A 14,996-nucleotide genomic window follows, 5' to 3' on the forward strand; every position below is an offset into this window, starting at 1 on the left:
CCGGATTCCGTGATGCGGGGGACGGCTATTGACGCCCGAAGACATCCAATGTTAACTGCGCCTGACAGTTCCGACTTGGTAACAGTGCGAGTCGGGCCTGTGCCTGTGCAGAGGGGCCGTCGGGCTGTCCCATACCGGTCGCCGATCGCCGGTCAGGGGGCCCGGCGGCTCCCCTGCCAGAGGGACACACCCCCTGAATCTGCTGTGGTGACCAGGAGATCGATGACATGAGATTTCTGAGAGCGCTCCCCGCATTAGCGCTCGTCGGCGGGCTGGCGGCCGGGGGAGTGGTGACGGCGCCCGCGCTGGCGTCCACGACCGACCACGCCTTCGACCAGTCGGCCGGGGCCCTGAACGTCAACCGGGCGGGCTATCTGTCCAAGCACGACATCGTGTACAACCGCCCGAACACCAACCCCAACTACGGCCTGACGGTCGGCAACGGCAAGACCGGGGCCATGGTGTGGAGCCAGAACGGCATGACCATGCAGGTCTCCGGCGCCGACCTGGCCCAGCAGTCGACCTACGCGGCCGGCACGCTGACCCTGAACACCAGCCCGGGCCTGGACACCGGCTACACCACCTACCAGCAGCGCCTCAACCTGTACGACGGCACGCTGACCACCAAGTACGACAACAACCGCACCGTGACGATCCTGGGCCAGCCCGGCTCGGAGGTCATGGGCATCCGCGTCGAGGACGGCCGCGGCGGGCTCGGCACCACCACGGTCGACCTCGGCCTGTGGGACCCGAACACGGTCCAGAACATCGCCGACACGCCCGACCTGAACACCTGGCGGACCGTCCAGACGTTCAACGACTCCTCGGTCGCCGGGTTCAGCCGCGGCCAGACCGACGCCAACGGGTTCGGCTACACCTTCGCCGCCACCGTCGAGGGCGCGAACTACTCGACCTCGACCGTCAACGGGCGCACCGTCCGGCTGAGCATCACCGCCGACAACGACTACACGATCTGGTTCACCGCGGCCTCGCGGAAGAACGCTCCCTCGGCGAACTCGGTGCAACAGGCGCGCAACCAGCTGACGAACGTCAAGAACGCCGGAATCGGCACGACGCTCACCAACTTCAAGAACTTCTGGCACGACTTCTGGAGCAAGTCGTTCGTCCAGTACGGCGGCAGCGCCGACAACGACTACCTGGAGAACTTCTACTACCTGAGCAACTACATCGTCGCGGCGGGCGGGTACGGCAACTATCCGTTCCACTTCATCAACGGGGTCTTCCGTGCCACCGGAGACCAGTCGAAGTGGTCCAACGCCTATTGGTACTGGAACATGCGCCACGTGTACTACTCGTTCTACGCGTCCAACCACATCGATCTGATGGACGTGTTCAACAATCTCCATTCGCGCAATTACAACGCGCTGAAGTCGTACACGCAGACCAGATACGGCATCGACGGCATCTGGCTCCCGGAGACCTACGGCTGGGACGGCAACGCGCGCGGCACCATCAACTCCGACTACACCAAGAACACGATGTCGACCGCCGCCGAGGCCGCGTACAACATGTACCTGCGCTACCGGTACACCAACGACGCGAACTACCTGGCGAACACGGCCTACCCGTTCATGCGCGAGGCCGCGAAGTTCTACCGGAGCTTCGTGTCGCGTGACGCCTCGACCGGCCAGTACTACATCGCCAACTCCAACGCCCACGAGACGTACTGGAACGTGCGGAACGCCCTTACCGACCTGACCGCGATCCGCAGCCTGTTCCCCGTGACGATCCAGACGGCGCAGCAGCTCGGCGTCGACGCGACGCTGCGCACCGAGCTGCAGAACATCCTGAACAACCTCGTGCCCTACTCGGTGGTCAACAACGCCTACCAGCCGCACCAGCCGCCGATCTCGCAGACCCGCAACAACGAGAACGTCGCGGCGGAGATGATCTGGCCGTACAACCTGACCGGCATCGGCTTCCCCGACTACCAGACGGCGCTGAACACCTGGAACGTGCGCCCGCACCCGTACGGCAACGTGTGGGCCAACGACGCCGTGCAGGCCGCCCGCCTGGGTCTGGGCGACCAGACCTTCCAGGGCATGAAGACGATGGCGCAGCGGTACCAGAACTACCCGAACAGCTTCACCAGCAACACCAACGGCGTGTTCGAGTACCACGGCGTGCACATGGCGGCGATGAACGAGTCGCTGATGCAGTCGTACAACGACAAGATCCGGGTCTTCCCGGCCGCGCCGAGCAGCTCCTCGTTCATCGGGAAGTTCTCGCTGCTGGCCAAGGACGGCTTCATCGTGTCCTCCGAGCGCGAGGGCAACGAGACCAAGTACGTCGGCATCAGGTCCCTGTACGGCAAGCAGGCCACCGTGGTGAACCCGTGGGGCACCCAGCAGGTCCGCGTGCGCCGCACCTCCGACAACGCGATCATCACCACCAGCTCGGCCGCCGAGATCAGCTTCGCCACCGCCGCGAACACGAACTACGTCGTGGAGCGCACCGCCAAGCTGCTGTCGGCCTACAGCTACACCCAGCTCACCGGCACGGCCAACCAGGCGGCCAAGTCGCTGAGCGGCACCGCCTCCACCCTCGGCATCAACGGCGGCGGCACCCCGGGCCTGGTCAACAACACCGAGCTCACCTACGACGCGAACTGGCACCTGACCACGGGCCGGGGCTACGGCGACTACAACGACGACACCCACCACAGCACGACCGTCAACGCCGCCGCGACCTACACGTTCACCGGCACCGGCATCGAGATCCTCTCGGAACGGTTCTCCGACATGGGCAACGTCGACGTCTACATCGACAACGTGTTCCAGCAGAACGTGAACCTCTACCAGAGCGGCGCCCGGCAGGCGCAGCAGGTCGTCTACAGCAAGACCGGCCTGTCCAACGGCCAGCACACGCTCCGGGTGGTCAACAAGACCACGTCGGTCGGCATGATCGACGCGGTGCGCGTGCTCACCGGGTCCACCCCGGCGAACACCTACACGCTGCGCTCGCGGGCCAACAACCTGTTCGTGTCGGCCGCCAACGCGACCACCCCGCTCATCGCCAACAAGACGACGGCCGGGGCGACCGAGCAGTTCGTCCGGGTCGACCTGGGCGGCGGCAACATCGCGCTGCGCTCGGTGGCCAACAACCTCTACGTGACCAACCAGGGCGGCGGCAACGTGCCGCTGCTGGCCGACCGGCCCTCGGCCGGGTCCTGGGAGACCTTCACGGTGGTGACCAACGGCGACGGCTCGATCAGCCTGCGGGCCACCGTGAACAGCCAATACGTGTGCGCGGAGGGTGGCGGTTCGCAGAACCTGGTCACCAACCGGCCCGCGATCGGACCATGGGAGCAGTTCGATCTGATCCCTGTCTAGAACACCCCTCGGGGCAGTAAGCGCGCCGGTGACCGCTTGTGGCGGGTGGTCGCCGGTGCGTTCTCTATCGGCGGCTCTCGGTGACCACGGGCCGCCGTCCCGTCCCCATCCCCTCCTGCACTGGAGACCCCATGTCAGGTATCCCGCGCCTGCGCGCGATCCTGGGCGTGTTAGCCCTGGTCGTCGTCGCCCTGGTGCCCGCCGCACCCGCTCACGCGGCGCCGCCACCCACGAGTGGTTTCGAGAAGGTCCGGCTCGACGGCGGCCTGTCGATGGGCGAGCCCATCGAACTGTCCGTGCTGCCCGACGGCAAGGTGCTGTACATCAACCGCGGCACCAGCGCCGGCGGCGGCCAGGTCCGCCTGTACAACCCGGCCACCCAGGCGACGACGGTCGCCCTCACCCTCCCGCTCGACGCCCGTTTCGAGGACGGCCTGATCGGCATCACCCTCGACCCGGGCTTCGCGACCAACCGCTGGGTCTACCTCTTCTACTCGCCCAAGGTGACCCCGCTGGTGAACCGGATCTCCCGGTTCACCTTCAACCCGTCGACGAACACGATCCCGGCCGCCACCGAAGACATGATCATCGAATGGCCGACCGAGCGTGACCTGTGCTGCCACTCCGCCGGGTCGATGACCTGGGACGGCAACGGCAACCTCTACTTCGCCGTCGGCGACAACACCAACTCGGGTGGTGACTCGGCGGGGATGGCACCCATCGACGAGCGCACCAGCCGGAACCCGCAGTACGACGCCCAGCGCACGTCGGGCAACACCAACGACCTCCGGGGCAAGATCAACCGCATCCATCCGGAGGCCAACGGCACCTACACGATCCCCGCCGGCAACCTGTTCCCGCCGGGCACGGCGCAGACCCGGCCCGAGATCTACGTCATGGGGACGCGCAACCCGTACCGGATCTGGGTCGACAAGCAGGGCGGCAACACCCTCTATTGGGGTGAGGTCGGGCCGGACGCCGGCGCGACCATCGCCAACCGCGGACCGGCCGCCTATGACGAGTGGAACCGGGCCACCAGCGCGGGCAACTACGGCTGGCCCTACTGCGGCGGCCCGAACGTCGCCTACAACGACTGGGACTTCGCGGCCAACGCGCCCCGGGGCTGGTTCCCCTGCGGCGGCAGCACCGGCCCGGTCAACAACTCGCCGCGCAACACCGGTCTCCAGCAGCTCCCGCCCACGCGGGGCGCGCTGGTGTGGGAGCAGCACGGCGGCAGCAAGGAGTGGCCTGCCCTCGACCAGCCCGGCGGCTGCGGCTCGCCGAACCACGCCGAGGTCTACCACTACGATCCGGGCCTCAACAGCGCGGTGAAGTGGCCGCAGTACTACGACAACAAGCTGATCATCACCGAGTACTGCCGCAACTGGATCAAGGAGGTCCAGTTCGGCAACGGCAACCCCGCGACCGGCACCCCGACGATCATCGAACCTGTCCTCGCCGGGATGCCGTTCGTCCATCCGATCGACATGGAGTTCGGCCCCGACGGGTCGCTCTACCTGCTCGAATACGGCAGCGGGTACTTCTCCGGCGCGGCCGACGCGGCCCTGGTGAAGATCAACTACGTGCAGGGCGGCCGGTCGCCGGTCGCGGTGGCCACGGCCAGCGTCGACAACGGGCTCACCCCGCTGACCGTGCAGTTCTCCAGCGCGGGCAGCAACGACCCCGACGGCAACCCGCTCACCTACGCGTGGGACTTCGACAACAACGGCACCACCGACTCGACGGCGGCCAACCCGTCGTACACGTACACGACCAACGGCGACAAGAGAGCCCGGCTGACCGTCAACGACGGCACCATGACGGGGACCACCCTGATCCCGGTCGTGGTGGGCAACAACCGCCCGGTCGTCAACGTCGGCGGGCTGCCCAACGGCGGCCTGTTCTCGTGGGACGAACGCCTGACGGCCTCCGCGTCGGCCACCGACGCGCAGGACGGCACGATCCCGTGCGCCAACGTGGTCGTGCGGGCGGCGCTCGGGCACCAGGAACACGCCCACGAGGAGGGTGAGGGCACCGGCTGCGGCGCCTCCTTCGACGTCGGCCCGGTGCACGCCGGTCCCGACTCGGTGCTGTTCTGGGTGATCAGGGCCTCCTACACCGACCGCGGCGCCACCGGCACGGTGCCGCTGACGGGCGAGCGGGAGATCACCCTGTGGCCCAAGCAGTGGCAGGCCGAGCACTACGTCACCCTCAACGGGCCGCGCGTCGTCGACCAGGCCCAGGCCGAGGGCGGCAAGCGGCTCGGCGACATCCAGAACGGCGAGTGGGTGCGCCACCACGCGGTGAACCTCCAGGGGATCACCGGGGTCAAGGCCCGCGTCTCCACCGCCAACGCCGGGGGAGTGCTCTCCTTCCGGTACGACTCCCCGACCGGCCCCGTGGTCGCCAGCGTCAACGTGACGAACACCGGCGGCTGGGACGACTACGTGGAGCTGACCGCTCCCGTGACCGCCCCGACCGGCACGCACGACCTGTACCTGACGTTCTCGGGCGCGGCCGGCACGGCCGTGTTCGACGTCGACAGCTACACCTTCACCGGCCCCGGCGTCTCGACGCCGATCTCCGGTGGCGGCGGCGACCTCGCGCAGGGCAAGCCGGTCACGGTGTCGAGCACGGAGGCCGGGGCGAACGTCGCGGCCAACGCGGTCGACGGCAACGGCGCCACCCGCTGGTCCAGCCTGTACGCCGACCCGCAGTGGATCACGGTGGACCTCGGGGCGTCCTACGACGTCAACCGGGTCAGGCTGAACTGGGAGGCGGCCTACGGCCGCCAGTACCGGGTGGAGGTCTCCCCGAACAACAGCACCTGGACGGTCCTGTCGAACCAGACCGCCTCGGACGGGGGAGTGGACGATCTCTCCGTCAGTGGCACGGGGCGGTATGTCCGTATATATGGAACCCAGCGCGCGCTGACGCAGTACGGCTACTCGCTCTGGGACCTCAACGTGTACGGCACACCGGCCGGCGGGACCGCCCAGTTGCTGTCACGGAGCAGACCGGTGACGGTGTCGAGCACGGAGGCCGGGGCGAACGTCGCGGCCAACGCGGTCGACGGCAACACCGCCACCCGCTGGTCCAGCCTCTACGCCGACCCGCAGTGGATCACCGTCGACCTCGGCCAGACCCGGTCCGTCTCCCGGGTCCGGCTCCAGTGGGAGGCGGCCTACGGCCGGCAGTACCGGGTGGAGACCTCCAATGACAACAGCTCCTGGACGGTCGTGAACACCCAGACCGCGAGCGACGGCGGCGTCGACGACCTCACGGTGACCGGAACCGGGCGATACGTCCGGATCTACGGCACCCAGCGGGCCACCGCATGGGGCTACTCGCTCTGGGAGTTCGACGTCTAGGGGGTCTTGGCTGGTCTGCCGGCGGGCGGCGCCCCACCTTCTGGTGGGTCGCGGCCCTTCGCAATCATCGGATCTCTTTCCGGTTGCGGCTATTGACATGCCTGTAACACGCGGGGCATTCTTCTTGAGAACCAAACATCGGATGTCTGGAGAGTAACCGAGAAGATAGTCGCGTGGCCTTCCGCCCGGCGGCGACCTGCGGAATTCTGATCCCACCTGGGATCGGTCCACGGCGCCGCGAGGCGTCGTGTCCGCAAATTAATCGGATCTTTATCTCGAAAGGCTTTCGAAGACGACCGCCCGGCGGTACCGCCGGTCTCTAACATTAATCGGATGTGTCTGGAGCTCGCATGAGGGTCATCTCCCTGGAGACGCACGACATCCGGTTCCCGACCTCGACGGAACTCGACGGTTCCGACGCGATGAACCCCGACCCCGACTACTCGGCGGCGTACGTGGTGCTGCGGACCGACGAGGGCGAGAAGGGACACGGATTCGCGTTCACCATCGGACGCGGCAACGACGTGCAGACCGCCGCCATCAAGGCGCTCGAAGGTCACATCGTCGACCGTGACTGCTCCGACCTGGGCGCCGTCTACCAGGACCTCATCGGCGACTCGCAGTTGCGCTGGCTGGGACCGGAGAAGGGCGTCATGCACATGGCGATCTCCGCCGTCATGAACGCCCTGTGGGACGTGAGGGCCCGCCGCGAGGGCAAGCCGCTCTGGCTGCTGCTCGCCGAGATGAGCCCCGAAGAGATCGTCTCCCTGGTCGACTTCCGCTACATCTCCGACGCCCTGACCCCCGCCGAGGCGCTGGAGATCCTCCGCGCCGCCCAGCCGGGCCGGGCCGGCCGCATCGCGGCCCTGCGGGAGCACGGCTATCCCGCCTACACGACGTCGCCGGGCTGGCTCGGCTACGACGACGACAAGCTTCGGCGCCTCTGCAAGGAAGCCCTCGACGAGGGGTTCTCGCAGATCAAGCTGAAGGTCGGCGCCGACCTCGACGACGACGTCCGCCGCATGCGGATCGCCCGTGAGGTCTGCGGCGACGGTTACCCGATCGCGATCGACGCCAACCAGAGATGGGATGTCTCCGACGCGATCCGCTGGGTGAAGGCACTGGCCGAGTTCGGCCCCTGGTGGGTGGAGGAACCCACCAGCCCGGACGACGTCCTCGGCCACGCCGCGATCGCACGCGCGGTCGCGCCCGTCCCGGTCGCCACCGGGGAGCACGTGCAGAACCGGATCGTGTTCAAGCAGCTCCTCCAGTCGGAGGCCATCTCCTACCTGCAGCTCGACGCGGCGCGCGTCGGGGGCGTCAACGAGAACATCGCCATCCTGCTGCTGGCCGCCAAGTTCGGCGTCCCCGTCTGCCCGCACGCGGGCGGGGTCGGGCTGTGCGAGCTGGTCCAGCACCTGGCCATGTTCGACTTCGTCTCCGTCAGCGGGTCGAAGGAGGGCCGGGTGATCGAGTACATCGACCACCTGCACGAGCACTTCGTCGACCCGGTGGTCATCCGGGACGGCAGCTATGTGGCGCCCGAAGCAGCCGGATTCAGCTCGGCGATGCGACCCGCGTCGCTCGCCGCGTTCACCTATCCATGGGGTCAGTACTGGACCAGCGCAGTGGCCCAGAGCTCCCCGGCGGCGGAGGCGCGCAGAACCTCCGCCGTCACTCACCCCCCCGTCCTGAAAGGCCGATCGGCATGAAACTTCTGTCCGTCGCCGCCAGCGCCGCCGTGCTCGCCCTGGGCCTGGCGGCCTGCGGGTCGTCCGACACCCCCGACTCCGCAGCGAGCGCCGCCCCCGGCGAGTCGGCCCCCGCGGCCGCCGCCGGCGGCAAGGTCGGCGTGGACTTCCCGCGCGCCGACTCCGACTTCTGGAACTCGTACAACAAGTACGTGCCGGAGATCGCCAGCAAGGACGGCGTCGAGCTGATGCCGCCGACCAACTCCCAGAACGACGTCGCCAAGCTGGTCGCCAACACCCAGGCGCTGGTCAGCCAGGGCGCCAAGGCGATCATCATGGCCCCGCAGGACACCGGCGCCATCGCCTCGACGCTCGACTCGCTCGCGAGCAAGCAGATCCCGGTCGTGACCGTGGACACCCGCCCCGACAAGGGCAACGTCTACATGGTCGTGCGCGCCGACAACCGCGCCTACGGCACCAAGGCCTGCGAGTTCCTCGGCGAGAAGCTCGGCGGCAAGGGCAAGGTCGTGCAGCTCATGGGCGCCCTGGCCTCCATCAACGGCCGTGACCGCGCCGAGGCCTTCCGCGACTGCATGAAGGAGAAGTTCCCCGGGATCACCGTCTTCGAGGAGCCGACGGAGTGGGAGGGCAGCAAGGCCGCGTCCATGCTGCAGACCCGCCTGGAGCAGAACCCCGACATCAAGGGCATCTACATGCACGCCGGCGGTGTGCACCTGGCCCCGACCCTCCAGGTCCTGAAGGCCAAGGGCCTCCTGGTCAAGCCGGACGACCCCAAGCACATCTTCGTCGTCTCCAACGACGGCATCCCGGCCGAGTTCGAGGCCATCCGCGCCGGCGAGATCGACGCGACCGTCTCGCAGCCGGCCGACCTCTACGCCAAGTACGCCGTCTACTACGCGAAGGCCGCCCTGGAGGGCAAGACCTTCCAGCCCGGCCCGACCGACCACGACAGCAACATCATCCAGCTCCCCAACGGCCTGGAGGACCAGCTCCCCGCTCCGCTGGTCACCGCGGAGAACGTCGATGACCCCAACCTCTGGGGCAACCAGGTCAGCTAGATGAGCACCTCATCGAACGCGGCGGCGGTCGAGGCGCGCGGGATCACCAAGCGCTTCGGCCCCACCGTCGCACTCAACGACGCGGGCCTCACCATCAAGCAGGGCGAGACGCACGCCCTGATCGGGCGCAACGGCGCCGGCAAGTCGACCCTGGTGTCGATCCTGACCGGCCTGCAGCGCCCCGACGCCGGTGAGGTCCGGTTCGCGGGCGAGCCGGCCCCGCCGCTCGCCGACCGCGACGCCTGGAAGGCCCGCGTGGCCTGCGTCTACCAGAAGTCCACGATCATCCCCGCGCTGACCGTGGCCGAGAACCTCTTCATCAACCGCCAGACCGAGGGCAAGGTGATCAACTGGCGCGCCATGCGCGCCCGCGCCACCGCCCTCCTCGACCAGTACCACGTCGACGTCGACCCCTCGGGGCTCGCCGGCGACCTGGGCGTCGAGCAGCGGCAGCTCGTCGAGATCGCCCGCGCGCTCTCCTTCGGCGCGCGGTTCATCATCCTCGACGAGCCGACCGCCCAGCTCGACGGCCCGGCCATCGGACGCCTCTTCGACCGCATGCGCGACCTGCGGGACCAGGGCGTCACGATGATGTTCATCTCGCACCACCTCGAAGAGGTGTACGAGGTCTGCCAGAGCGTCACCGTCTTCCGCGACGCCCGTCACATCGTCACCAGCACCGTCGCGGACCTCCCGCACGACGCGCTGGTGGCCGCGATGACCGGCGAGCACGTCGTGACCTACGAGGCCAAGCCCCGGACGGTCGACGCGAAGGCCAAGGTCGTCATCGAGGTGCGCGGCCTGAACTCCGCGGGCCGCTACCACGACGTCGACCTGACCGTGAAGGCCGGCGAGATCGTGGGGCTGGCCGGATCGGGCAGCAGCGGCAAGGTCGGCCTGGCCGAGAGCATCGTCGGGCTGCGCCGCGCCGACAGCGGCGTCATCACGATCAACGGGACCCGGCCGAAGCCGGGCGACGTGCCGTCGGCGCTGGCCGCCGGGGTGGGTTTCGTCCCGCAGGACCGCCACCACGAGGGCTTCGTGCCCCTGTTGTCGGTCGGCGAGAACGCGACCATGCCGATCGCCGGCAAGCTCGGCCGCTTCGGGATGATCTCGCCCGAGAGGCGCCGGGCCCGTGCCCGGACCATGATCCAGGAGCTCGACATCAAGACCGAGGGTCCCGACCAGCCGGTCGGCGACCTGTCGGGCGGCAACGCCCAGAAGGTCGTGATGGCCCGCGCCCTGGTCGACGACCCGGCCGCGCTGGTCGTCATCAACCCCACCGCCGGCGTCGACGTCAAGGCCAAGCAGTCGCTGCTCGGCTCGGTCGAGGACGCCGCGCAGCGGGGCGCGGCAGCCGTGCTGGTCAGCGACGAACTCGACGACCTGCGAATCTGTGACCGGGTCCTGGTGATGTTCCACGGCCGGGTGATCAAGGACGTGCCACGCGGATGGTCGGACAACGACCTCGTGGCCGCTATGGAGGGTGTCAGTCATGAGTGATCGGCAGGGGCGCCGCGCCTCGACACTGCCGAAGACCCCGGCGGCGTCGGCGAACGGCTCCGGCCCGGCGCCGGCGCTCGCCGCCCGGCCGGGCTTCCGGCTGAGCCGGTTCCGCGACCTGACGCTGGTGCCGGTCATCGTGGTGCTGCTGATCGTCGGGTCGTTCATCGACCCGGTGTTCCTCACCATGGGCAACCTGACGAACGTGCTGCAACAGCAGTCGGCGCTGGCCCTGGTCGTGCTGGCCGAGGCGCTCATCCTGATCGCCGGCAAGTTCGACCTGTCGCTGGAGTCGATCGTCGGCATGGCCCCCGCCGTGGCGGTCATGCTCGTCATCTCCACCGGCGACGGCGGCTTCGGCCTGGGCCTGCCGCCCGCGACGGCCGTGGTGCTGTGCCTGCTCATCGGCGCCCTGATCGGGGCCTTCAACGGCTTCCTCATCCTGCGCTACCAGCTGTCGGCCTTCGTCGTGACGCTCGCGATGCTGATCGTCGTGCACGGCCTGCACCTCGGCCTGACCGGCGGCAAGAGCCTCTTCGCCCTGCCGGAGTCGTTCACCTACCTCGGCAGCGCGGTCTGGCTCGGCCTGCCCGCCGCCATCTGGATCACCGGCGTGCTGTTCGCCGTCGGCATGGCCGCCCTGGGCTACTTCCGCTCCGGCCGCTCCCTGTACGCCATCGGCGGCAACGCCGACGCGGCCAGGGCGGCGGGCATCCGCGTGGAGCGGGTCGTTCTGGCGGTCTTCGTCATCGGCGGCACCCTCGCGGCGCTGGCCGGGATCCTGGAGACCGGCCGCCTCGGCGGCATCAGCGCCAACCAGGGCGTCGGCTGGATCTTCATGGTCTTCGCCGCGGCCGTCATCGGCGGCGTCAGCATGGACGGTGGCAAGGGCACCATCCTCGGCGCCCTCACCGGTGTCCTGGTCATCGGCCTGGTCGAGAACATCCTGACGCTCCAGGGCGTGCCCGGCGAGTGGAAGCAGCTCGTGTACGGCGGCATCATCCTGGTCGCCCTGATGATCAGCCGGCTGGCCGGCGGGAGGGCCCAGGACTGACGTGACGACCGGCCGCGCCACCCTGCGCAGGGACAACCTGTCCCGCGTGCTCCGGCACCTGCGCGACCACGGGACATGCTCCCGGGCGGATGTGGTGGAGGCGACCGGTCTCCACCGGGCCACCGTCTCCTCGCTGATGACCGAGCTCATGTCGCTCGGCCTGGCGCGGGAGGCGGGCACCTCTTCGGCGGGGGCCATCGGGCGGCCACGGCGTGACGTGGCCCTCGACGGCTCCCACGTGGGGGCGCTGGGCCTGGAGATCAACGTGGACTATGTGGCCGCCCATGGTTGCGACCTGGGCGGCCGCGTCCTGTTCTCCAGCCGGAAGGGCTTCGACGCCGCGGGCGCGGGCCCCGAGGGCTGCCTCGCCGAACTAGTGCGGACGGCCCGCAGGGCGGCGGGGGAGATGGGCTCCCTGGCGGGCGTCGTGGTGGCCGTGCCCGGACTGGTCGCCGACGGCGTGGTCACCTTCGCGCCGAACCTCGGCTGGCGGCACGTCCCCCTGGCCGACCTGCTCGGCGCGGAACTGGGCGTGCCGGTCGGCGTGGGCAACGACGCGAACCTGGCGGCCCTGGCCGAACACGCGTGCGGCGTGGCGGCGGGCACCTCCGACATGGTCTACCTGACCGGCGAGGTCGGCGTGGGCGGCGGCATCATCATGGACGGCCGGTTACTCCAGGGCGCCGACGGCTTCTCGGGCGAGACGGGCCACCTGCTCGTGGACCCCGACGGGGCGAGGTGCGGCTGCGGCCGTACCGGCTGCTGGGAGACGAAGGTCGGCCTGGCGGCGCTCGGCCCCGCAGGGGCGACCTCGGCCGACCCGGACGCGCGGGTCGACTCGATCGCCTCGGCCGCCGCGGCCGGCGACCCCCGCACCCTCGACGCGCTGGCCGAGGTGGGCCGCTGGCTGGGCCTGGGCGGCTCGATCCTGGTGAACCTCTTCAACCCGCGCGCGATCGTCGTCGGCGGCTACTTCGCCCGGCTGGCCTCCCGGCTGATCCCGCCGGCGCAGGCGGAACTGGAACGTCGGGCGGTGGCCGGGGGGCGGTGCCGGATCATGGCCTCGGAGCTGGGCTTCGAGGCGGCCTCGCGAGGGGCGGCCGGAACTGTGGTCGACCGAGTCCTCGACGACCCGCTCACTCTCGGGCCGGTGCGCTATCCAACCAAGGGAGAACAGGCACTGGAAGGGGCCTCACCGCGGCCTGTCCCATAGAGGTCATCAGGCATTGCCGGCGCTCCCGACTCTGACCAGTCCTTGCTCGTACGCGAACACCACCGCCGCCACCCGGTCCCGCAGACCCGTCTTCATCAGCACCCGGGACACGTGGGTCTTCACGGTCCCCTCCGCCAGCAGCAGGTCCGTGGCGATCTCGGCGTTGGACCGCCCCTGGCCGATCAGGGTCAGCACCTCGCGCTCCCGGTCGGTCAGCCGGGCGAGGACCTCGGTGTCGCGGGGCGCGATCGTCAGGAACCGTTCGATCAGCCGCCTGGTCACGGTCGGGGCGAGGATGGAATGCCCTTCGGCGACCGTCCGGACCGCCTCGGCGAGCCTGCCGGGCGGGGCGTCCTTGAGCAGGAAGCCGCCGGCTCCGGCGCGGAGGGCGTCGTAGACGTACTGGTCGAGATCGAACGTGGTCAGCACCAGGACCGCGGGGGCGTCGGGGAGGGCGCGGATCCGGCGGGTGGCCTCGATCCCGTCCAGACGGGGCATCCGGATGTCCATCAGGACGATGTGGGGGCGTACCCGCCGGGTCTCCTCCACGGCGGCGAGCCCGTCGGCGGCCTCGGCGACGACCTCCAGATCGGGCTGGGCGCCGAGCATCGCGGTCAGGCCCATCCGGGCGAGCGCGTGATCGTCGGCGACCAGGACGCGGATCATCGGGGCTCCTCCGGGGAGCGGGGGTCGAGGGAGACGCGGACCGCGAAACCGCCGTCGGGCGACGGTGCGGCGTGGAGGGCGCCGCCGTAGAGGCGGGCGCGTTCTCGCATGCCGATCAGCCCGTGGCCGGGCGCGTTCACCACCTCCAGGTCGAGGCGCTCGCCGTAGGCGACCCGCACCCGGGTCGCGGCGGGTCCGGCATGCCGCCGCACGTTGGTCAGGGCTTCTTGGACGATCCGGTACGCCGTCAACTCCAGCCCCGCAGGCAGCGCCCGCCGGACGCCCTCCTCCTCCAACGTGACCGGCAGGCCACCCGCCCTGGCCTGGTCGAGCAGGTCGGGGAGCTCGTCGAGGGTGGGCTGCGGCCCGAGAGCGGGGTCGTCGTCGGCGCGGAGGGCGTGGAGGACTTGGCGCATCTCCGCCAGCGCGGCCCGTGCGGTGTCGGCGATCGCGTCCAGGTGCGCCCGCGCCCGTTCGGGCGGCACCTCCTGGGCGGCGCCCACGTTCACCGCGATGATCGACAACGAGTGGGCGACGACGTCGTGCAGCTCACGGGCGATCCGCAGCCGCTCCTCGGCGACCGCCGACCGGGCCCGCTCAGCGGCCTGTTCCTCTCGACGTGCGACCAGCAGCCCGGAGGCCCAGGCCGCCGTGACGAAGAAAACCATGATCGTGGACGAGGCGGAATCGGGCGGCGCGGTGTAGTACTGCAGCAGGATCGCCCCCGCCATCCCTCCGACGGCGGCGACCCATCCGGCGATTGCGACCAGCCACCCACCCCCGAACAGCGCCACGCAGAAGGCCATGACGAGGATCGACGGGAACGGCGCGACCGTGGCCGGAACTTCCTGGGTGGTCGCGGCTCGCACCAGCAGCGCCGCGACGATCACCAGCAGCACCGGCAGCGGAGCCTGCCGCCCGAACGCGATGGGCGCCGTGGTGGCCAGGGCGAACACGAGCGCGACCCCGCCCAGTGGGGCGGCCTCGGCGACCGCCCAGAGGGCCAGACCCACGGCCACCGAAGGCATCAGCACACGTCGCACGTCTAGAAGGTACGGCATTCCGG

Annotated in this window: 9 protein-coding genes; 7 read left to right on the top strand and 2 right to left on the bottom strand. The window is 69.6% G+C overall.

Going from position 1 to position 14,996, the window contains the following annotated elements; translation table 11 throughout:
- The first annotated feature begins 227 nt into the window (after positions 1-227).
- The 7 genes from GT755_RS34920 (at position 228) to GT755_RS34950 (ending at position 13,264) form a co-directional block, all read left to right on the top strand.
- Positions 228-3,353, top strand: a complete 3,126-nt coding sequence (locus GT755_RS34920; protein ID WP_202610892.1) for a glycosyl hydrolase family 95 catalytic domain-containing protein — start codon at positions 228-230, stop codon at positions 3,351-3,353.
- A 131-nt stretch (positions 3,354-3,484) separates the two neighbouring features.
- Complete coding sequence (locus tag GT755_RS34925; RefSeq protein WP_161483841.1) at positions 3,485-6,724, top strand: discoidin domain-containing protein; 3,240 nt, start codon at positions 3,485-3,487, stop codon at positions 6,722-6,724.
- A 350-nt stretch (positions 6,725-7,074) separates the two neighbouring features.
- Complete coding sequence (locus tag GT755_RS34930) at positions 7,075-8,436, top strand: L-fuconate dehydratase (RefSeq protein WP_202610893.1); 1,362 nt, start codon at positions 7,075-7,077, stop codon at positions 8,434-8,436.
- A complete protein-coding gene (locus GT755_RS34935) occupies positions 8,433-9,494 on the top strand; it encodes a sugar ABC transporter substrate-binding protein (RefSeq protein ID WP_161483843.1) in 1,062 nt (353 codons plus the stop codon). Before GT755_RS34930 ends, GT755_RS34935 begins: the two co-directional genes overlap by 4 nt.
- The gene (locus tag GT755_RS34940) at positions 9,495-10,997 is read left to right on the top strand and encodes a sugar ABC transporter ATP-binding protein (RefSeq protein WP_161483844.1); all 1,503 of its coding nucleotides are present in this window, start codon (positions 9,495-9,497) and stop codon (positions 10,995-10,997) included.
- Positions 10,990-12,051 carry an ABC transporter permease gene (locus GT755_RS34945; protein WP_161483845.1) on the top strand — a complete coding sequence of 354 codons (1,062 nt, stop codon included), beginning with the start codon at positions 10,990-10,992 and terminating at the stop codon, positions 12,049-12,051. The genes GT755_RS34940 and GT755_RS34945 overlap by 8 nt, the downstream gene beginning before the upstream one ends.
- Position 12,052: 1 nt before the next feature.
- Positions 12,053-13,264 (top strand): ROK family transcriptional regulator, encoded by a 1,212-nt coding sequence (locus tag GT755_RS34950; RefSeq protein WP_202610894.1) that lies wholly within the window; start codon positions 12,053-12,055, stop codon positions 13,262-13,264.
- Between the two features lie 6 nt (positions 13,265-13,270).
- Here the strand turns inward: GT755_RS34950 and GT755_RS34955 are convergent, their stop codons facing one another.
- The gene (locus GT755_RS34955) at positions 13,271-13,930 is read right to left on the bottom strand and encodes a response regulator (RefSeq protein WP_161483846.1); all 660 of its coding nucleotides are present in this window, start codon (positions 13,928-13,930) and stop codon (positions 13,271-13,273) included.
- Positions 13,927-14,973: a sensor histidine kinase gene (locus tag GT755_RS41450; RefSeq protein ID WP_161483847.1), complete on the bottom strand. Its 1,047-nt coding sequence runs from the start codon at positions 14,971-14,973 to the stop codon at positions 13,927-13,929. The genes GT755_RS34955 and GT755_RS41450 overlap by 4 nt, the downstream gene beginning before the upstream one ends.
- Positions 14,974-14,996: the final 23 nt, after the last annotated feature.

It is taken from the genome of Herbidospora solisilvae, assembly GCF_009901565.1.
GTDB lineage: Bacteria > Actinomycetota > Actinomycetes > Streptosporangiales > Streptosporangiaceae > Herbidospora > Herbidospora solisilvae.